This window comes from Sphingobium sp. OAS761 (genome assembly GCF_024168485.1).
Lineage (GTDB): Bacteria > Pseudomonadota > Alphaproteobacteria > Sphingomonadales > Sphingomonadaceae > Sphingobium.
Window position 1 is genome coordinate 242549 of the sequence record NZ_JALJVY010000004.1, and the last position, 19563, is coordinate 262111.

20 protein-coding genes and 3 tRNA genes are annotated in these 19563 nt (G+C 63.4%); 15 read left to right on the plus strand and 8 right to left on the minus strand.

All coding sequences use genetic code 11. The features are described 5' to 3' along the window. The 4 genes from trpA to J3E64_RS07360 all read left to right on the plus strand — a co-directional run bounded on the left by trpA (nucleotide 1) and on the right by J3E64_RS07360 (nucleotide 3533). Nucleotides 1-816, plus strand: coding sequence for a tryptophan synthase subunit alpha (gene trpA / locus J3E64_RS07345; RefSeq protein WP_253341498.1), 816 nt, complete (start codon nucleotides 1-3; stop codon nucleotides 814-816). After that, nucleotides 813-1664 (plus strand): acetyl-CoA carboxylase, carboxyltransferase subunit beta, encoded by an 852-nt coding sequence (gene accD, locus J3E64_RS07350; protein WP_253341500.1) that lies wholly within the window; start codon nucleotides 813-815, stop codon nucleotides 1662-1664. Before trpA ends, accD begins: the two co-directional genes overlap by 4 nt. Before the next feature lie 27 nt (nucleotides 1665-1691). After that, nucleotides 1692-3023 carry a folylpolyglutamate synthase/dihydrofolate synthase family protein gene (locus J3E64_RS07355; protein ID WP_253341502.1) on the plus strand — a complete coding sequence of 444 codons (1332 nt, stop codon included), beginning with the start codon at nucleotides 1692-1694 and terminating at the stop codon, nucleotides 3021-3023. Nucleotides 3024-3092: 69 nt separating this feature from the next. Continuing rightward, nucleotides 3093-3533, plus strand: coding sequence for a DUF6628 family protein (locus J3E64_RS07360; protein ID WP_253341515.1), 441 nt, complete (start codon nucleotides 3093-3095; stop codon nucleotides 3531-3533). Here the strand turns inward: J3E64_RS07360 and J3E64_RS07365 are convergent. Both J3E64_RS07365 and J3E64_RS07370 read right to left on the minus strand, forming a co-directional pair. Then, the gene (locus J3E64_RS07365; RefSeq protein WP_253341517.1) at nucleotides 3518-4843 is read right to left on the minus strand and encodes an MFS transporter; all 1326 of its coding nucleotides are present in this window, start codon (nucleotides 4841-4843) and stop codon (nucleotides 3518-3520) included. The two genes, J3E64_RS07360 and J3E64_RS07365, sit on opposite strands and share 16 nt — an antisense overlap. 81 nt (nucleotides 4844-4924) lie before the next feature. Further along, complete coding sequence (locus J3E64_RS07370) at nucleotides 4925-5383, minus strand: response regulator (RefSeq protein WP_253341519.1); 459 nt, start codon at nucleotides 5381-5383, stop codon at nucleotides 4925-4927. A 175-nt stretch (nucleotides 5384-5558) separates the two neighbouring features. Here J3E64_RS07370 and J3E64_RS07375 point away from each other — a divergent pair, with 175 nt between their 5' ends. Continuing rightward, nucleotides 5559-6479 carry a pseudouridine synthase gene (locus J3E64_RS07375; protein WP_253341725.1) on the plus strand — a complete coding sequence of 307 codons (921 nt, stop codon included), beginning with the start codon at nucleotides 5559-5561 and terminating at the stop codon, nucleotides 6477-6479. After that, nucleotides 6476-7015: a 16S rRNA (guanine(966)-N(2))-methyltransferase RsmD gene (gene rsmD / locus J3E64_RS07380; RefSeq protein ID WP_253341528.1), complete on the plus strand. Its 540-nt coding sequence runs from the start codon at nucleotides 6476-6478 to the stop codon at nucleotides 7013-7015. Before J3E64_RS07375 ends, rsmD begins: the two co-directional genes overlap by 4 nt. A gap of 555 nt (nucleotides 7016-7570) precedes the next feature. Here rsmD and J3E64_RS07385 read toward each other — a convergent pair. Then, complete coding sequence (locus tag J3E64_RS07385; protein WP_253341536.1) at nucleotides 7571-7969, minus strand: GFA family protein; 399 nt, start codon at nucleotides 7967-7969, stop codon at nucleotides 7571-7573. A 106-nt stretch (nucleotides 7970-8075) separates the two neighbouring features. Between J3E64_RS07385 and J3E64_RS07390 the strand changes: the two genes are divergently transcribed. After that, entirely contained in the window at nucleotides 8076-10352 is a 2277-nt protein-coding gene (locus tag J3E64_RS07390; protein ID WP_253341727.1) for an ATP-dependent helicase, read from the plus strand. Continuing rightward, a complete protein-coding gene (locus J3E64_RS07395; RefSeq protein WP_253341538.1) occupies nucleotides 10349-10651 on the plus strand; it encodes a putative quinol monooxygenase in 303 nt (100 codons plus the stop codon). Before J3E64_RS07390 ends, J3E64_RS07395 begins: the two co-directional genes overlap by 4 nt. Nucleotides 10652-10702: 51 nt before the next feature. Here the strand turns inward: J3E64_RS07395 and J3E64_RS07400 are convergent. The 3 genes from J3E64_RS07400 to J3E64_RS07410 all read right to left on the minus strand — a co-directional run bounded on the left by J3E64_RS07400 (nucleotide 10703) and on the right by J3E64_RS07410 (nucleotide 11350). Further along, nucleotides 10703-10778 (minus strand) — tRNA-Ala (locus J3E64_RS07400). 69 nt (nucleotides 10779-10847) lie between these two features. Beyond that, nucleotides 10848-10923 (minus strand) — tRNA-Ala (locus J3E64_RS07405). 91 nt (nucleotides 10924-11014) lie between these two features. After that, complete coding sequence (locus tag J3E64_RS07410; RefSeq protein ID WP_253341540.1) at nucleotides 11015-11350, minus strand: TIGR02300 family protein; 336 nt, start codon at nucleotides 11348-11350, stop codon at nucleotides 11015-11017. A gap of 178 nt (nucleotides 11351-11528) precedes the next feature. Between J3E64_RS07410 and aroA the strand changes: the two genes are divergently transcribed. The 7 genes from aroA (at nucleotide 11529) to J3E64_RS07445 (ending at nucleotide 18053) form a co-directional block, all read left to right on the plus strand. Further along, nucleotides 11529-12839 (plus strand): 3-phosphoshikimate 1-carboxyvinyltransferase, encoded by a 1311-nt coding sequence (gene aroA, locus J3E64_RS07415; protein ID WP_253341729.1) that lies wholly within the window; start codon nucleotides 11529-11531, stop codon nucleotides 12837-12839. Continuing rightward, nucleotides 12836-13087 carry a hypothetical protein gene (locus J3E64_RS07420; protein WP_253341542.1) on the plus strand — a complete coding sequence of 84 codons (252 nt, stop codon included), beginning with the start codon at nucleotides 12836-12838 and terminating at the stop codon, nucleotides 13085-13087. The genes aroA and J3E64_RS07420 overlap by 4 nt, the downstream gene beginning before the upstream one ends. Then, complete coding sequence (gene cmk, locus J3E64_RS07425) at nucleotides 13084-13713, plus strand: (d)CMP kinase (protein WP_253341543.1); 630 nt, start codon at nucleotides 13084-13086, stop codon at nucleotides 13711-13713. The genes J3E64_RS07420 and cmk overlap by 4 nt, the downstream gene beginning before the upstream one ends. 175 nt (nucleotides 13714-13888) lie before the next feature. After that, nucleotides 13889-15601, plus strand: coding sequence for a 30S ribosomal protein S1 (gene rpsA, locus J3E64_RS07430; protein ID WP_253341545.1), 1713 nt, complete (start codon nucleotides 13889-13891; stop codon nucleotides 15599-15601). Nucleotides 15602-15762: 161 nt separating this feature from the next. Beyond that, complete coding sequence (locus J3E64_RS07435) at nucleotides 15763-16059, plus strand: integration host factor subunit beta (protein WP_253341547.1); 297 nt, start codon at nucleotides 15763-15765, stop codon at nucleotides 16057-16059. Between the two features lie 52 nt (nucleotides 16060-16111). After that, a tRNA-Leu gene (locus J3E64_RS07440) sits at nucleotides 16112-16197 on the plus strand. A 71-nt stretch (nucleotides 16198-16268) separates the two neighbouring features. Further along, on the plus strand, nucleotides 16269-18053 hold the full coding sequence (locus J3E64_RS07445) for a cation:proton antiporter (protein ID WP_253341549.1): 1785 nt from the start codon (nucleotides 16269-16271) through the stop codon (nucleotides 18051-18053). Between the two features lie 8 nt (nucleotides 18054-18061). Here J3E64_RS07445 and J3E64_RS07450 read toward each other — a convergent pair whose 3' ends face one another. Both J3E64_RS07450 and J3E64_RS07455 read right to left on the minus strand, forming a co-directional pair. Further along, a complete protein-coding gene (locus J3E64_RS07450; RefSeq protein ID WP_253341556.1) occupies nucleotides 18062-19000 on the minus strand; it encodes a glutaminase in 939 nt (312 codons plus the stop codon). 45 nt (nucleotides 19001-19045) lie between these two features. Continuing rightward, nucleotides 19046-19537, minus strand: coding sequence for a methylated-DNA--[protein]-cysteine S-methyltransferase (locus J3E64_RS07455; RefSeq protein WP_253341558.1), 492 nt, complete (start codon nucleotides 19535-19537; stop codon nucleotides 19046-19048). Between the last annotated feature and the right edge of the window lie 26 nt (nucleotides 19538-19563).

The following is a 19563-nucleotide window of genomic DNA, read 5'->3' on the forward strand; positions in this document are numbered from 1 at the left end:
ATGGACAGGCTTTCCACCTGCTTCGCCGCGTGCAAGACGCAACGCCGCGCCGCGCTGATCACTTTCGTGACTGCCGGCGATCCCGATGTCGCAGCGACACCGGCCATCCTCGACGCACTGGTCGCGGGTGGCGCGGACGTCATCGAACTGGGCATGCCCTTCACCGATCCGATGGCGGATGGACCCGCAATCGAACTGGCGAACCTGCGCAGCCTGGGGTCGGGCACCAGGACCAGCGACATCTTCGCTCTGGCCGCCGGCTTCCGCACGCGCCATCCCGACACGCCGTTGATCCTGATGGGCTATGCCAACCCGATGCTGGTGCGCGGGGCCAACTGGTTTGCAAGCCAATGCAAGGATGCGGGGGTCGATGGCGTGATATGTGTCGACATACCGCCGGAGGAAGATGCCGAAATCGGTCCCGCGCTGCGCTCCGCCGGCGTGCATCTCGTCCGCCTCGCTACCCCGACAACGGACGCCGCGCGCCTGCCCGCCGTCCTGGATGGAGCGAGCGGGTTCCTTTATCATGTCGCTGTCGCCGGCATTACCGGCAAGCAGCAGGCCGCCCAGGCTTCGATCGAAGCGGCCGTCCGCATGCTTAAGGCGGCTACCGACCTGCCGATCGCAGTGGGCTTTGGCGTCCGCACGGCGGAACAGGCCGCCGCCATCGGCCGCGTTGCCGACGGGGTGGTCGTGGGGTCCGCCATCGTCGATATCATCGGCAGCCACGGCACCGCCGCGGCGCCCTTCGTCCAATCCTTTGTCGCCGACCTTGCCGGCGCGCTCATTCCTCGAACCCAGGAGACCGCCGCATGAGCTGGATCAACCGCGTTCGCAACGCCCTGCCCTTCATCCCGAAGAAGGAAACATCGACCGAAACGCTGTGGCATAAATGCCCGGCCTGCGCTGAGATGATCTTCATCAAGGAATGGGAAGAGAATCAGTCGGTCTGTCCCCGGTGCGACCATCATGGCCGGATCGGGCCGATGGCGCGTTTCGAGCAGATACTGGACGCCGGGTTCATTCTGCTGCCGACCCCGCAGGTAAAGGAAGATCCGCTCAAATTTCGCGATTCCAAGCGCTATCCCGACCGGATCAAGGCGGCACGGTCCGCGACCGGAGATCAGGACGCGCTGATCAATGCGCGTGGAGCGATTGACGACGTGCCCGTTGTCTTAGGTGTTCAGAATTTCGCCTTCATGGGCGGTTCCATGGGCATGGGGGTGGGCGCGGCCTTCATTCAGGGCGTCAATGACGCGATCGCGCACAAATGCCCCTATGTCATTTTCACCGCGGCTGGCGGAGCGCGCATGCAGGAAGGCATATTGTCGCTGATGCAGATGCCGCGCGCGACGGTAGCGATCCAGAAGCTGCACGCGGCTTGCCTGCCCTATATCGTAGTGCTGACCGATCCGACCACCGGAGGTGTCACGGCCAGCTACGCGATGCTGGGCGACATCCAGATCGCCGAACCCAACGCATTAATCGGCTTTGCGGGCCAGCGCGTCATCGAGAACACGATCCGCGAAAAGTTGCCCGAAGGATTTCAACGCGCGGAATATCTGCTGGACCACGGAATGCTCGACATGGTGGTGCACCGCCATGCGTTGCGCGAGAAGCTGGCGCAGGTGATGGATTATCTGACCCCGCGCGCCGCGGCCTGAAGCCAGCGACCGGAAAAGGGATCGCCGATGCCGGACCATGCAGTGTCGGATGATCCGCAGGTCCAGGCGCAACTGGACCGGCTATGGTCGCTGTCACCGGGCGCCGACATATTGGGGCTGGACAGGATCACCCGGCTCCTGGCGCGGCTGGGCGACCCGCACCGGGCACTGCCACCCGTTTTTCACGTCGCGGGCACAAATGGCAAGGGATCGACCTGCGCCTTCCTGCGTGCCGCGATGGAGGCGGCGGGGAAGAGCGTCCATGTATTCACCTCGCCCCACCTCGTTCGGTTCAACGAACGGATCAGGATTGCCGGATCGCTGATTTCCGACGCGATGCTCGCCCACTATCTGGCACGCGTGCTCGATGTGACAGAGGGCATCGGCGCCAGTTTCTTCGAAGTGACGACCGCCGCGGCTTTTCTTGCCTTCGCCGAGCATGAGGCGGATGCATGTATCGTCGAAGTGGGACTGGGCGGTCGCCTGGACGCGACCAACGTCATTCCCGACCCCGCCATATGCGGCATCGCGCAGCTGGGCATCGACCATCAGGCATTCCTCGGTGCCACATTGACGCAGATCGCGGCAGAAAAGGCAGGCATAGCAAAGCCGGGGGCGCCGCTCGTCACCCAGCGCTATCCCGATTTCCTGATGCCGGTCATGATCGACGCTGTAGCGCGGGCGCGTACGAAGTGGATCGCCCAAGGCGACGCCTGGGACGCGGCAGCCTATCGCAAGCGCCTGCATTATCGGGACGAACAGGGACGGCTGGACATGCCGCTGCCGCGCCTGGCCGGATCGCACCAGGTGCAGAATGCCGCGCTCGCCATAGCCATGCTGCGCCACCAGCAGTCGGTCCTGCTTCCGGAAGCCGCGGTGAAAGCCGCGCCGCTCTGGGCGCAATGGCCGGCACGATTGCAAAGGCTGGACCCCGGCCCCCTGCTCCGTCCATTACCCGAAGACGCGCAGGTCTGGCTGGATGGCGGCCATAATGCCGGCGCTGGGGAAGCGATCAGTGCCTATTTCTCTGAGGAAAGGTTGTCGGGTCGAAAGCTGGACCTCGTCATCGGCATGTTGGCGAACAAGGGTGCGAATGCCTTTACGGCGCCCTTCGCCGGCAAGATCGCTCATATCCACGCGCTACCGGTGCCGGGGCATGACCATCACCCGCCAGAGCGGTTCGCGGCGCTGGCCGCTGCCTGGGGAATCGGCTGCACGGCCCATGACGGACCGGAAACGGCGATCCGGACAATCGGCGCCGAACGGGATCGCCGCGAGAGGCCTCGTGCGTTGCTGATTTGCGGATCGCTGTATCTTGCCGGCGAGATTTTGAGGCTGAACGCCCAAATTCCCGACTGAATTTATATTTGCGAATAAGTCGCAATAGCGTAATCTGCGATTCGAGATCATCGCAGAAGGCACTCCATCATGGCTTATGAAGAAACGTCATCCCTGGACCTGTACCGGCCCATGCCCGGCGGCTATGGCAACCGCCTGTTCCTGTTTGCAATCCGGCGCATGGCCGCCGCCGGCGTCAGTGATGCGCACGCAGCCAACGCTATGCTGGGAGCGTTCGGACGTGGCTATCGTCGGCCACTGGTCCTGATACGGGCGATGATGCTGGAATTGGCGCGCGCGTCCAGCCGAAAGATACTGGTCGCGCCCTGCTGCTGCGCCCGCATGACAGTCGACGAAGCCACGATCATGCAGACGGCGGGCATCGCGCTGGCCAACCCCAAATCCGCATTCGAGGACATCAGCCATCTGCTTGGAAGCCCGCAGGCGCTGGGCGCCCTTACCTGCATTCAGGCCGTCGCGCAGTCCTTTACCGATCTGGGTCGGCCGCTCGATCTCTATTCGGGGGGCTGATTGGTTGTTTCGGTCGCGGCCGTCCCCACGCTCGCGTCGATCAGACCTGCGCGCATCATCAGCCAGAACAGCAATATGCCCGGTAACGCCACCGCCGTTGTCAGCAGGTAAAAGTTCACATAACCGAACTGCTCGATCATCGCCCCCGCGGTCGTGCCGGTCAGAAAGCGTCCAACGATGCTCGCTGCCGCGGAGATCAGCGCATATTGGGCAGCCGTGAAACGCAGGTCGCACAATGCCGAGAAATAGGCGACGACGGTAACCCCGCCAATGCCGCTGGCAAAATTTTCGAACCCGATCGCACCGGCCATACCCCAGTTGCTCTTGCCCAGCGCGGCAAGCGCCGCAAAGCTGAAATTTGACACGCACATGAGAAGGAGACTCAACAGGACCGACCGTTTCATTCCCATTCGCGCGTAGAGGATGCCGCCGACGAATATCCCGATCAGATAGGCCCAAAAGCCTATGCCGACATCGTAAATGGCGATTTCGTCATTGCTATAGCCCATATCGTCGAACAGCAGCCGGAAAGTTAGGTTCGCCAGCGTGTCGCCGATCTTGTGCAGCAGGATGAACAGCAGGACGAGCAGCGCACCGCGGCGCCGGAAAAATTCCATCAGCGGGCCGGCGATCGATTGCCACACTTCGCCCATGCCGCGGCGCGCCAACGGATCGCGATGCCGTTCCGGCTCACCCAGCAGCAGGCCGGTCAGCATCGCGGGCAAGGCAAAGATAGCGCAGGCCAGATAGGCACCCTGCCAGCCGATCCTCGCCGCAAGCACGAGCGCCAACGCGCCGGCCGCAACCGACCCGATCCGCCACCCATATTGCGACATCCCCGAGCCGACACCGAGTTGCTCGGGCTTGAGCAACTCAATGCGATAGGCGTCAATCACAATGTCGAACGTCGCCCCCGCGACACCGACCAGGATGGCGGCATAGGCGGTCTGGGACAAGCTGGTCGCAGGATCGACCAGCGCCAGATTGGCGACCGCCGCCATGACGAGGACACCGGCGAACAGAAGCCAGGATACACGCTGTCCCAGTCCTCCGATCAGGGGCAGCCTGACCCCATCGACCGCCCAAGCCCACAGCCATTTGAGGTTGTAGACCAGGAACGCCAGCGTGAAGGCCGTTACCGCCTTCTTGTCGATGCCATCCTGCGCCAGCCGCGTGGTCAGCGTGGCGCCGATCATCGCGAAAGGGAACCCGGACGACACGCCGAGAAAAAATGCCGCCAAAGGTCCCTTCTCGATGTAGGGCTTCACGGCATCGACCCAGGTGCGGCGTACCTTAACGGCGTCGGTCATATTGGATATTTGCCCCCGATGGCGTCTGCAAGGGCGTCACCATATGGCCAAATGCGCGACAGGCAAGCGCCGTATAGCCGGTCAGCCGGGCAGGCCGAACAATGTCAGCGCGGGGGGCAATTTGACAGGACGCTTCCCGCGCAGGGCCGCGTCGACGACGCGGATCGCTGCGACCAGATCACGCGGTGCATAAGGCTTTGCCAGGCATCCGATCGCGAGCTCGCAGGCGTCAATGGGACAGTGCGCCGTCACGAACAGTACGGGTAAGGCGCTTGCGGCTGCGTGTCGGGCGACATCGATGCCCGATTTCGAACCATGCAGCGCCACGTCGGCGATCACAAGGTCGACACCACCTGCATCAATGACACTGACGGCATGGTCATGATCATCGACCGTCGCTGCGATCGTGTAACCCGCCTGTGCCAGAGCATGTTCGTTATCGAATGCGACCAGCGGCTCATCTTCCACCACCAGCACGGACCGGATGGCTTCGCGTCGCGGTCGACCGGCGCCTGCTTCCTTCATCAATCCGAAAAACATTTGCCAAGTCCGCCCTGAGTCCGCCATGCAAACGAAACAACGCCATGCCCCGCCCCTGGTTGCCCGGACATCGGCAACATCCGTTCAGTCAGGCGCCGCGACGGCACAGTTCAGCCCTGTTGCCGGCTTACACCCCATATGGGGAGAGCCAGTAGCCATGAAAAGGAACCCGCCTTTGGAACCGCCGAAAAAATCAGGCCCTCCGCGTCGGCCTCGGCCGGGTGGTCCGAAGCGGCAAGGCACGTCGTCCAGCAGTGCTGTCGCCGGTGAAAAGCGTCCGCTCCGGCCGGCGCGCAAGCCGCCCGGACCGGTTCGCCCCGCCAATCCTCATCCGGCGCGTGCCACGGCCAACGCCAAGGGGACCACGGAACCGCAGCGTATCGCCAAGCTGCTCGCGCGCGCAGGCGTGGCATCGCGACGCGAGATCGAACGCATGATCGCCGAAGGCCGCATCGCGCGCGACGGTGTCGCCGTGGAAACACCCGCAACGTTGCTGACCTCGCTGCATGGCGTGACGGTCGATGGCGTCGCCGTCGCCGCACCGCCGCCAGCCCGGCTGTTCCTGTTCCACAAACCCACCGGATGCCTGACGACCGAGCGCGACCCGGCCGGCCGGCCAACGATCTACGACCGGTTGCCGGCCGGCCTGCCCCGCCTGATGCCGATCGGTCGGCTGGACATGAACACCGAGGGCCTGTTGCTGCTGACGACCGACGGAGGGTTCAAGCGGCAGATGGAATTGCCCGCTACCGGTGTCCCGCGCACCTATCGCGCGCGTGCGTTCGGCGAAGTCAGCCAGCAGCAACTGGAGGATTTGTTCGACGGGCTGGAGATTGACGGGGTGCGATACGGCCAGATCGAGGCAAATCTGGAACGACGCACAGGACGCAACCAATGGATCGAAATGACGCTGACCGAGGGCAAGAATCGGGAAGTTCGCCGGGTTCTGGAACATTTGGGTTTGCAGGTGAACCGCCTGATCCGCACAGCCTACGGTCCGTTCGCCTTGGCCGACTTGGCAACCGGCGCGGTTGAAGAGGTGCGGCAGCATGATCTTATCCAGTTCCGCAAGAGCCTGAAGGGCGTTCAGGCATGAGAATCATTTCCGGCCGGTGGCGCGGACGCCCCCTCGTCGCGCCCAGGGGCGATGCGACCCGGCCTACAGCCGACAGGACACGCGAAACATTATTCTCCATGCTGGTCAGTCGCATCGGATCGTTCGAGGGCCTGAAGGTCGGCGACTTCTTCGCAGGTTCCGGCGCATTGGGGTTCGAGGCGCTTTCGCGCGGGGCGGGCTCGTGCCTCTTCGTCGAGCAGGACCGTGACGCGCTGGATGCGATCCGGACAAATGGCGACAAGCTGGGTCTGCGGCCTGATGTGCGTCAGACGAGCGTGATGGCTTTGGGACCCGCAAGCGCACCCTTGGACCTTATGTTCATGGACCCTCCCTATGGCACCGGAGCCGGACAGGTTGCGCTCGACAAGCTGGCCCGGCTTGGATGGGTCGACGCGTCGAGCTGGATCAGCATCGAAACTGATCGGCGGGAGGATGTTGCCGTGAAAGGTTTTGCGATCGATGCGATACGCGATGTCGGAAAAGCTCGCATCACCTTGCTCCGCTTGGAATTTTGATCAGGCACCCTAGCACGAAAAAGCGCGCACGACCCATGGGACATGCGCGCTTTTCCGCTCATGCTCTGATCAGGCGGGTGCCCGCTTGCCGCGTGCCTCACCCGGGTTGATACAACTGTCCTGCACGGTTTTGGAACAGAGCGGGTAATCCTTCGCTTCGGTGGGAGGGGGCGTCATATTCCCGCCGACTTGAACAGGATTTTCCGAAGTTCCCACAGGAGCAGCAGGATCCTGCGGCACGCCCGAAGGTACCGGCATCATTCCCGGATCAGCCGGAACGGCACCCGTGGGCTGCGCAGCATTCGGGTCGGCCGTCTGACCGGCGGGGGGGGTGTGCGGACGGCATGTCTTGCGCCACCGCGCCACCACCGAATGCCATCATACCTGCCATGGCGATACCAGCGATCACGAACCTTTTCATCGGGAACATCCTTTCCGAATTTCTTACCCCGTGAAGCCCGCTCGGCGCGTACCAAACCGCCAGTATGACACGCGCGTTCCGCGCCAAGGCGACCAGAGGTGCCCTCCTAGCGACAAATGGCCAAATGGGCGCGTTCAGGGCATGTTCGGATAGCGATCGAATTTCGGCAGGCCATGCGCTGATCCCATCCATGGTGCGGCCTCCGCCATCTGGACGTGAGCCTGAGGCGGCAAGGCGTTCGCATCGTCCAGCGTCGCGGTCTGGATGTCGATGGCCCCGGGGAAGATAACCGGATTGGTGTAAAACAGGCCGGTGCCGCAAGTCCCGCAAAAATGACGCGTCGCATTTTCCGATGACCCATATTGCATCGGAGTGCCATGGATCGTCACCCGTTCCTGTGGGAACAAGGCCCAACCCACCATCGGCGCGCCTGAGCTTGCCCGACAGTCGGCGCAGTGGCAGATTGCACTATAAGCCGGTTCCCCTTCCGCTTCATACCGGATCGCGCCGCACTGGCATTTTCCCGTCAGCATCGTTTTACCTCTCGCTTGCATGATTCGCTATTTGTTCTCATAGTTGCGCATCCGCCGCAAGCGCCCTGCCCTTGCTCCGACCACGTCCCAAGCCTAGTTACCGATGATGACATTCCCTTCCCCGTCTGCCGAAAACGCGCCCTATCTCGACGGCCTCAACGAGCCGCAACGCGACGCCGTCTTGACGACCGACGGCCCCGTGCTGGTGCTGGCGGGCGCGGGCACCGGCAAGACCGCGGCACTCACGGCCCGGCTCGCCCATCTGATCGCGACCAGGCGGGCGTGGCCATCGGAAATCCTGGCCGTCACCTTTACCAACAAAGCCGCGCGGGAAATGCGCGAGCGGGTCGGACGGATGATAGGCCCTGCCGTCGAGGGCATGCCGTGGCTCGGCACATTTCATGCTATCGCGGCCCGGATGCTGCGTCGGCATGCCGAACTGGTCGGCCTGCAATCCAACTTCACCATTCTCGACACGGACGACCAGCTCCGCCTGCTCAAGCAACTGGTGCAGGCGGAGGGGGTCGACGAGAAGCGCTGGCCAGCGCGGCAACTGGCCGGGCTGATCGATCAGTGGAAGAACAAGGGACTGACCCCGTCAGATATCGGCGCGGGTGAAAGCGAAGGTTACGCCCATGGAAAGGGGCAAAAGCTCTACGCCGCCTACCAGGACCGCCTACGCGCCGTGAACGCGTGCGATTTCGGCGACTTGCTGCTGCATGTTCTCACGATCCTGAAAACGCATCGCGATGTGCTGGAGATGTACCAGCAGCGGTTCAAATATGTGATGGTCGACGAATATCAGGACACCAACAGCAGTCAGTATCTGTGGCTGCGGCTGCTGGCCCAGGCGCGCCGGAACATTTGTTGCGTCGGCGACGATGACCAGTCCATCTACAGCTGGCGGGGTGCCGAGGTAGCCAATATCCTGCGCTTCGAGAAGGACTTTCCCGGCGCGAAGATCATTCGGCTGGAACAGAATTATCGCTCCACGCCCCATATATTGGGCGCAGCGTCGGGCGTCATAGCGGAAAATGGCAACCGGCTGGGCAAGACCCTTTGGACCGACATCGACGTGGGCGACAAGGTGCGCGTGCTGGGCGTGTGGGACGGGCCGGAAGAGGCGCGCCGGGTCGGCGAGGAGATGGAAGCCATCGAGCGTGGTGGCGGATCGCTGGACGAGGTGGCAATCCTGGTACGGGCGCAGCACCAAACCCGCGAGTTCGAAGATCGATTCATCCAGATCGGCCTGCCCTATCGCATCGTCGGTGGATTCCGTTTCTACGAACGCGCGGAAATCCGCGACGCGCTCGCCTATCTGCGGCTGGTCAACCAGCCCGCGGACGACCTGGCGTTCGAACGGATCGTCAACGTGCCCAAGCGGGGCCTGGGCGACAAGGCTGTCGAAAAGCTGCACAGGCTGGCGCGTGCGGAAAATATTCCCCTGGCGCTGGCTGCAGCGCGCATTCTTGATACAGATGAACTGACGCCGCAGGCGCGCCGGTCGCTCGGCGCCTTCATCGGAGATCTGGCGCGCTGGCGCGACCGGGCGTCGACCCTCCCCCACGCGGAACTGGCGCGGCAGATCCTCGACGAAAGCGGTTATACGGCGATGCTACAAGCCGAACGCAGCACCGAAAGTGCCGGGAGATTGGAAAATCTCTCCGAACTCGCGCGCGCGATGGAGGAATATGAGACGCTCGGCGCCTTCCTCGAACATGTCTCCCTCGTCATGGACAATGACGCGCAGCAAGACGAGCGGAAGGTTACGATCATGACCATTCATGCCGCCAAGGGGCTGGAATTCGACAGCGTGTTCCTGGCCGGATGGGAGGAAGGGATTTTTCCCTCGCAACGCGCGCTGGACGAAGGCGGCCTGAACAGCCTGGAGGAGGAACGGCGCCTTGCCTATGTCGCCATCACCCGCGCCCGCCGTCGCTGCACCATCATCCATGCCGCCAACCGCCGGATCTACGGCCAATGGACCAGTTCCATACCTTCCCGGTTTGTCGGCGAGCTGCCGCCCGAGCATGTGGAGCAGGAAAGCAGCATGAGCGGCGGCGCGTCGCTGTGGCGCGCAAACTGGTCCGAGCGCGACGATCCTTTCGCCAATGTTGCGCGCGGCACCGGACGCGGTCCGGGCTGGCAACGGGCGCAATCGTCGGGCCAGTTCAGCCGCGAGCCGGTGCGGATCGTCGAGGCGCGTGCGTCGGCCATCTCGCTGGGTAACAAGGGGCGCAGCGACATGTCGGTGGGCTTGCGCGTCTTTCATCAGAAATTCGGCTACGGCACCGTCGCGGAGATTGAGGGCAACAAGCTGGAGATCGATTTCGAGACCGCCGGGCGAAAGCGGGTGATGGACAGTTTCGTGAGCCTCGCATGATGCTGCTGATCATCGGAACTATCCGTCTGCCGGCCGATATGATGGACCGGGCGCGACCTGCGATGCAGCGCATGGCGGATGCGAGCCGCGCCGAGGATGGCTGCGTCGATTATGCCTATGCCGAGGATGTGTTCGACCGCGGGCTGGTTCATGTGAAGGAGTTGTGGGTCGATCAGGCTGCGCTCGACCTACATTTCGCCTCACCGCACATCGCGCAATGGCGCGCAACATGGCCGGATCTTCAAATCGGTGATCGCGAACTGCGGGCCTATGAGGTTGCAGAACCCCGGCCGGTTTGAAAGGGCGCTTTTCCCGGCAACAGACGTTCAGGCATTGCGATGTCGACAGGGTGGTGGAGCCTAGCGGGATCGAACCGCTGACCTCCTGCATGCCATGCAGGCGCTCTCCCAGCTGAGCTAAGGCCCCATCTGCGCGGCGAGCGCCCGGGTCGGTTTGCCGTCGAACATCCCCGGGGGATGTTCGTGTCAGCAAAACTGGTGGAGCCTAGCGGGATCGAACCGCTGACCTCCTGCATGCCATGCAGGCGCTCTCCCAGCTGAGCTAAGGCCCCGTCACCATGTTCGAAGCGCCGTTTGGGTCCGGCGCCCCGGAGGCCGCTGCCATTAGGAGGCGGAACCTCCCTTGGCAAGCGGAATTTTCAATCAGTTGTCGTCGTCATTATCGTCCTTGCCGGCGTCGACGCCCAGATCGTCGTCGCCGCCCAGATCGACGTCATTATCCGGCGAATCGCCGTCGTCATCGACGTCGATGTCCAGATCCAGATCGTCGTCGGCCGTCTCCAATTCGCCGTCGGCGGTTTCGACAACCTTCTTGGGCGCTTCCTCATAAGGCAGCGGCTGCTTGGACTTCAACACCGGTTCCGGTTCCCAGGCGGTGCCGCAGTTGATGCATGTCACCGGATCTTCCTTGCCCAGATCATAGAAGCGAGTCGCGCATTTCGGGCAGGTCCGCTTCGTGCCCCATTCAGCCTTCACCATGTCCGGCCTGTTCCTTCTTCGATGCCATCAAACAGAAATCACGCGGCGCGACGGTCGTCGCCCGCGAAACGTGGCGCGCCTTGCCATAGCGGGATCGCGCTGTCAAAAGCCCCACGCATTTTTTCGGTTCCATGATAGCGGATACCTCGTGACCCAGCCAAGCGCCCAACCCATCCCGATGACCTTCGCGGCGGCCCGCCCCCTCTCGGGCAGCGTCGGCGTTCCAGGCGACAAAAGCATTTCGCATCGCTCGCTGATGCTCTCCGCGCTGGCGGTGGGAACGAGCCGGGTCGAGGGACTGCTGGAGGGGGAGGATGTACTGGCCACCGCAGCGGCCATGCGGTCTATGGGCGCGCGGATCGAGCGCGATGCCGAAGGCGTCTGGCATGTAGACGGCGTGGGCGTCGGCAGCCTGCTCCAGCCCGAAACGGCGCTGGACATGGGTAATAGCGGCACGTCCACCCGACTGCTCATGGGCCTGCTGGCAAGCCATGACCTGACGGCAACGTTCACAGGCGACGCGTCGCTGAGCAAACGGCCGATGGCGCGCGTTACCGAACCCCTGTCACGCATGGGTGCGACCTTTACGTCAAGCCCGGGCGACCGCTTGCCGCTGACGATGCGAGGCGCTTCCCCGGCCATTCCGCTGGAGTATCGGCTGCCGGTGGCATCGGCTCAGGTCAAGTCGGCGATCTTGCTCGCGGGGCTCAACACGCCGGGCATCACCCGTGTGGTCGAACCGGTCCCCACCCGCGACCATAGTGAGCGGATGCTGCGCGGTTTCGGCGCAGAACTGGATGTGGAGGTGGAAGCCAACGGCACCCGCATCATCACGCTTGTCGGCGAGGCTGAGCTGAAGCCGCAGAATATCGTGGTGCCGGGCGACCCATCCTCCGCCGCCTTTCCAATGGTCGCGGCGCTGCTGGTCCCGGGCTCGCAGGTCACGATCGGCAATATCGGCCTCAATGCCACGCGCGCGGGCCTTGTCGACCTTCTTCGCGAGATGGGCGGATCGGTAGAAATCGCCAATCCGCGCGAAGTGGGGGGGGAGCCGGTCGGCGATCTGGTCGTCACCGCATCCGTGCTGAAGGGCGTCGAGCCCGACCCGGCACGCGCCCCGAGCATGATCGACGAATATCCGGTCGCCTTCGTCGCCGCCGCGCTGGCCCAAGGCCGCAGTATTTTTCGCGGTCTGGAGGAATTGCGAGTCAAGGAATCGGATCGCATCGCCACCATGGCCGAAGGGCTGCGCGCCATCGGCGTGGCGGTCGAGGAACTGGAAGACGGCATCATCATCGAAGGCAGCGGCGGTGCGCCCCTGATGGGAGGCGGCCCGATTTCCACCCGCCTGGACCATCGGATCGCCATGAGCTTCGCGGTGGCCGGGCTGGCGTCCAAAAACGGCGTCACGATCGACGACATGCGGCCGGTAGCCACGAGCTTCCCTGGCTTCACGGCGCTGTTGCGGAATCTGGGCGCGATCGAATGACCTTGGACTGGGCCGACCTTGTGGGTCTGACAGGCAGCACACTGGTCGTGACAGCCTTCGCCTATAGCAACATGGCCAACCGCATCAATTTCGTCCTGTTCAACGCCATGAACCTGCTGGGTGCCATATTCCTGGCCGTGTCGCTGACGGTCCATTTCAACCTGTCATCGATGGCACTGGAAGCGGTCTGGGGAGCGGTTGCGTTGTTCGGCCTGGGCAAGGCGCTTTGGAAGAAGGACAAGATATGATCATCGCCGTCGACGGCCCCGCCGCATCTGGCAAGGGCACCATCGCCAAGGCATTGGGGCGACACTATGGCCTGCCGGTACTGGACACAGGGTTGTTGTATCGCGCGGTCGGCCTGTCGGTCCTGAAGCAGGGCGGCGACCCGGACCATGAAGCCGAGGCAGTGGCGGCCTGTTCCTTCGACGACGCCATCCTGGTCGATCCCGCATTGCGGAATGAGGCCGTCGGAGGCCTGGCGTCGCGGGTATCGGTGCACCAGAAGGTGCGCGACGCATTGGTACAGCGGCAGCGGGATTTCGCGACGCAGCCGGGCGGTGCCATCCTGGATGGCCGTGACATCGGCACGGTGATCGCGCCCGACGCGGATGCAAAGATATTCGTCACCGCCAGCGTCCATGTCCGCGCGGAGCGGCGCTACAACGACGCGATCGCCCATGGCGGCCGTCCCGACATGGATTCGCTGGTCGCCGACATCCAGGCTCGCGATACGCGTGACATGAGCCGCGATCACGCACCGCTCAAGGTGGCGTATGGTGCGGACTTGCTAGATACCAGCGATCTGACTATAGAAGCGGCCGTCCAGCGGGCAATCGCGCTTGTGGACGCCCAGCTTGAAGGTCGTTCCTGAGGGATGGCCCGATAAGGCGCGCGGATATTCCGGGCGCCCTTTTCGCTTATCTGGCCTGCGCGTTCTCAAACCGTAACCCATTGGATACGCAGATGGCATTCGGCCCCCTGCGTAGTTTGGCCAAAGACCATCGGATACAACCGATTGGCCAGCAATGATGAGTGAAGGACTGACCATGGCCTCTACGGCATTTCCCTCGCGCGACGATTTCGCCGCGCTGCTCAATGATTCCCTCGGTGGTGAGGACGGCGGTTTCGAAGGCCGCGTCGTCAAGGGCACCGTTACCGCGATCGAAAACGACCTGGCCGTCATCGACGTAGGCCTCAAGTCGGAAGGCCGCGTGCCGCTGCGCGAATTCGCCGCGCCGGGTCAGAAGGCCGACCTGAAGGTCGGCGACGAAGTCGAAGTCTATGTCGACCGCGTCGAAAACGCCTATGGCGAAGCCATGCTGTCGCGCGACCGCGCCCGCCGCGAAGCCGCTTGGGACAAGCTGGAAGCCGAGTTCACCGAAACCGCTCGCGTCGAAGGCGTCATCTTCGGCCGCGTCAAGGGTGGTTTCACGGTCGACCTAGACGGCGCCGTAGCGTTCCTGCCCGGCAGCCAGGTCGACATCCGCCCGGTGCGCGACGTCACCCCGCTGATGGACATTCCGCAGCCCTTCCAGATCCTGAAAATGGATCGCCGCCGTGGCAACATCGTCGTGTCGCGCCGCGCCATCCTGGAAGAAACCCGCGCCGAACAGCGCAGCGGCCTCATCCAGACGCTGGCCGAAGGCCAGATCATCGAGGGCGTGGTCAAGAACATCACCGATTATGGTGCGTTCGTTGATCTGGGCGGCATCGACGGCCTGCTGCACGTCACCGATCTCAGCTACAAGCGGATCAACCACCCGAATGAGATGATCAACATCGGCGATACCGTCCGCGTCCAGATCATCCGCATCAATCGCGAAACCCAGCGCATCAGCCTGGGCATGAAGCAGCTGGAAAGCGATCCGTGGGAAGGCGCCACCGCCAAGTACCCGGTCGGCGCGAAGCTGTCGGGTCGCGTCACGAACATCACGGAATATGGTGCGTTCGTCGAGCTGGAGCCCGGCATCGAGGGCCTGGTCCACGTTTCGGAAATGTCCTGGACCAAGAAGAACGTGCACCCCGGCAAGATCGTTTCGACCAGCCAGGAAGTCGACGTCATCGTCCTGGAAGTCGATGCCGACAAGCGCCGCATCTCGCTGGGCCTCAAGCAGGCACAGTCGAACCCGTGGGAAAGCTTCGCCGAGCGTCATCCCATCGGTTCGACCGTCGAGGGCGAAGTCAAGAATGCGACCGAGTTCGGCCTGTTCATCGGCCTGGACGGCGACGTGGACGGCATGGTTCACATGTCGGACATCGCCTGGGGCATTTCGGGCGAAGACGCACTGGCGCTGCACCGCAAGGGCGAGACGGTTCAGGCCGTCGTTCTCGACATCGACGTCGAGAAGGAGCGCATCAGCCTGGGCATGAAGCAGCTTGAACGTGGCGGCCCGGCCGCAGGCGGCACCACCGCCGCTGCCGCAGGGTTGAACAAGAACGCGGTCGTTACCGTGACCGTCCTTGAAGTTCGCGACGGCGGCCTGGAAGTTCAGGCCGGCGAAGATGGCGCCACCGGCTTCATCAAGCGCAGCGACCTGGGCCGCGACCGTGACGAACAGCGTCCGGAGCGCTTCCAGCTCGGTCAGAAGTTCGACGCGATGGTGACCGGTTTCGACCGTGCCAAGAAGCCAACCTTCTCCGTCAAGGCGATGCAGATCGCCGAAGAAAAGCAGGCCGTGGCGCAATATGGTTCGTCGGACAGCGGCGCGTCGCTCGGCGACATTCTTGGTGAAGCGCTTAAGGCCAAGAACGAAGGCTGATCATTCGATCGCAGATAATATTGGCAGGCCCGCCGGGACGATGGTTCCGGCGGGCCTCTTTTATTTCCGCGGGCGAAACAAATTCCTCACGCCGATTGTCAATCTGCTGCAAAACCTGTATGATTTCACCTTGGGGAACAGCAGAGGGGGCTGACGAACCGATGATCCGTTCTGAACTCATCCAGAAACTGGCCGATGAAAATCCGGGATTGACCGTGCCCGAAATGGAAAGGATCGTCGATATTTTCTTCCGCGAGATCGTCGATCGGCTGGCTACCGGCGGGCGGGTCGAGCTGCGCGGCTTCGGCGCATTCACGACGCGGGCGCGGGACGCCCGCACCGGCCGGAATCCGCGCACCGGCGAGCAGGTGCCGGTCAGCGCCAAGCGTGTGCCCTATTTCAAGCCCGGCAAGGAAATACGAGAGCGGCTGAACGCGGACGGTGCCGCTGAAGCTTGACGGCATGCCCGGCAGTCGTCAGGGGTAGCGCGCCCCGGCAAGGCGGCGATGCGCGGACGTGGCGAAATCGGTAGACGCAGCGGACTTAAAATCCGCCTTCCCCTGGAATTGCGGGTTCAAGTCCCGCCGTCCGCACCACACTCACCGTTTTCCCTGACCATTCTACCAAAAAGCTGGCTATTGCGGGTTGTTACGGCAATGATGACGGCATGGCCGGTTCGATCAATCCCAACAGTTTCAGCGACTCCCTCGTCATCCTGGGCGCGGCAGGCCTCGTCATCCCCGGTTTTGCGCGATTTCGCATCAGCCCAGTCATCGGCTTCATCCTGGTGGGCCTTGCTGTAGGACCAGCGGGGCTGGGATCGCTGGTCGACCGCTACCCATGGCTTTATCATATCACGATATCGGACAGGGACGCGATCGAGCCCTTTGCCGAACTCGGCGTGATATTATTGCTGTTCTCGATCGGACTGGAGCTGAGTTTTCGACGATTGTGGACCATGCGCACGCAGGTGTTCGGCGTCGGTGCTGCCGAATTGATCGGCAGTGGCCTGCTGATCGCCGGCGGGCTCTATCTGCTGGGCCAGCCGACTGCAGGCGCGGTGGGCCTGGGGCTTGCACTGGCGCTTTCTTCAACCGCGGTGGTGCTGCCGATGGTCGGCACGCAGAGTGCCGTCGGCCGGTCAGCCTTTTCCATGCTGCTGTTCGAGGATCTGGCACTGGTGCCGATCATCTTCATGCTGGGCGCCCTCGCCCCCTCCATCGGCGCAACGCCCGACGGCGCCTGGAACGAACTGGCGAGCACCCTGGTAAAGGGCGGCGTCACGATTGCCGTGATGCTGGTGCTCGGCCGGCTAATCCTTCCCCATATCTTCAGCCAGGCCGCGCGCACCAAGAGCCCCGAGGTATTTCTCGCCGCCAGCCTGCTGGTCGTCATCGTGTCGAGTCTGGCCACGTCCATCGCTGGCCTGTCGCCTATCGTGGGTGCGCTCCTCGCTGGTTTGCTGATTGCCGAAACCGACTATCATGGCGAAGTCGAGGTGATCACCGCGCCGTTCAAGGGGCTGGCGCTCGGGGTCTTTCTTATCACCGTGGGTATGAGCCTAGACATCCGCGTCATCCTGGCCAACTGGCCCAGCCTCATGATGGCGGTCGTAGGCGTGGTTGCCGCCAAGACGCTGGTCACCGCAGGCCTGCTCTATTTTTCCGGCGCCCGAAAGGGCACGGCGCTGGAGGTCGGGTTGCTGATGTCCAGCCCGTCGGAAACGACGCTGATCGTCCTTTCGACCGCTGCGGCGGCGCAACTGATCCTGCCTTCGACAGCCGCCTTCTGGCAGATCGTCACGGCGATCGGCCTCACCATCACGCCGCTGCTTGCACGGATCGGCCATGACGTCGCTCGGCGGCTGGAAATGGCGTTGGGCGAAGAACGGGTTGAAACGGAACAGGTGCAGACCGAAGCCGCCGCCGTGGTCATCGGTTTCGGCCGTGTCGGCCACCTGGTGTGCGATCTGCTCAAGACCCACGGCCAGCGCTTCATTGTCGTGGAGTCGGACCCCGATGTCGTCGCCGACGCGCGAAGGCGTGGCTATCCCATCCTCTTCGGCGATGTCGCGCGAGCGGAAATGCTGGACAAGCTCCGGCTCGGTCATGCGCGGGCGTTGATACTGACCATGGATGACCCGGTGCTATCCGTGCGGGTGACCAAGCGGGTACGCGGATGGGTGCCCGACCTGCCGATCATCGCCCGCGCGCGCGACACCGACCATGCCGCGCAACTATACCGGGCCGGTGCCAGCGACGCCGTTCCCGAAACGCTGGAAAGCTCGCTGCAACTGGCAGAAACGGCACTGGTTGACCTGGGCGTCGCCATGGGGCCGGTCATCGCGTCGATCCATCAAATGCGCGAAGATCTGCGCATCGACATCAAGGAAGCGGCGCAACTCAGCCAAGCGCCGAAATTGCGGCGTTTGCGCGCCGACGAGGTGCCCTAGGCTCCACCTCAATCCGGCGGCGGGCTGAATACCGACCAGCCGGTTCGCTGGGCCAGTTCCTCCAGCGCGCGGGTGCCAAGCTGGCTGTTGCCGCTGGCGTTGAGTCCCGGCGACCAGACAGCAATGGACGCACGGCCCGGCACGATCGCCAGGATGCCGCCCCCGACCCCCGACTTGCCCGGAATACCGACACGAAAGGCGAAATCGCCCGATGCGTCATAATGGCCGCAAGTCAGCATCAGGGCATTGATACGCCGGGCACGCCGGGGCGAAACCACGCGTCCTCCGCCCGGATGCCGTCCGTCAAGCATCAGATAACGGCCGGCCAGGGCAAGCTGGCGGCAATCCATCTCGATCGCGCATTGGTGGAAATAACTGCCGAGTACCAGCTCCGGCGCATGGTGGATGTTGCCGAACGCGCGCATATAGTTGGCGAGCGCCATGTTACGGAAACCGGTCATGGTTTCGGAAGCCGCCACCGCCTCGTTGATAGCGATGCCGTCATCACCCGACAGGTACCGGACGAAGCGCAGCAATTCGCCGATGGCGACCCGCGGCTGATGTCCGCCCAGATTGACATCGGCAACGACGATGGCACCCGCGTTGATGAAGGGATTGCGCGGAATCCCCTGCTCATGCTCCAGCTGAACGATCGAGTTGAAGGCATTGCCGGAGGGTTCGCGCCCGACGCGATTCCACAGTTGGTCGCCAACCTTGCCAAGCGCCAGCGTCAGCGCGAAGACTTTGGAAATCGACTGGATCGAAAAGGGTGTCGTCGCGTGGCCCCCGCACAGCATACGCCCGTCCGCCGTCGCGACGGCCATACCGAAATACGCCGGATCGACCTTCGCCAGCTCGGGGATATAGTCCGCAACCCTACCGCGATGCTCCACCTTCGCCATGCCATCGGCAATTTCGGCTATGATTGCATCCAGGTCCAACGCCATGGCGGAACCATAAGCCAAGCGCTGCGGGCATGAACAGGGGAATATTCAGCCCGCGCGACAAGCCCGCTCATGCTCTATCAGCCATTGTTTGGCGGCCAGTCCCCCGGCAAAGCCCGTCAGCGCGCCATCGGCGCCGACCACCCGGTGACAGGGTGCGACGATGGACAACGGGTTTCGGCCATTGGCTGCTCCTACCGCGCGGCTCGCGGTCGGCCGCCCGATCTGTCGGGCAATCTGGCCGTAGCTGCGCGTTTCGCCGAACGGAATGTCGCGCAACGCCTGCCAGACGCTGCGCTGAAACGCCGTTCCGCGCGGATCGAGCGGCAGGTCGAATTGCCGAAGAGTGCCGGCGAAATAGCGCGCGAGCTGGTGCGCGGTGTTCCGGAGCACGGGATGGTCGTGGTCAGGGGCACATCGCCCGATGCGCACGCGGTCCGGCGAATCGTCGGGCCAGAGAATGGCAACAAGTCCGGCGTTGCTGGCAACCAGCGTCAGGTCGCCGACAGGCGAGGCCTGGGTCGATAGGGAAAGGGTCATGCCGGGCTCCTGCTCAATTTCCCGCG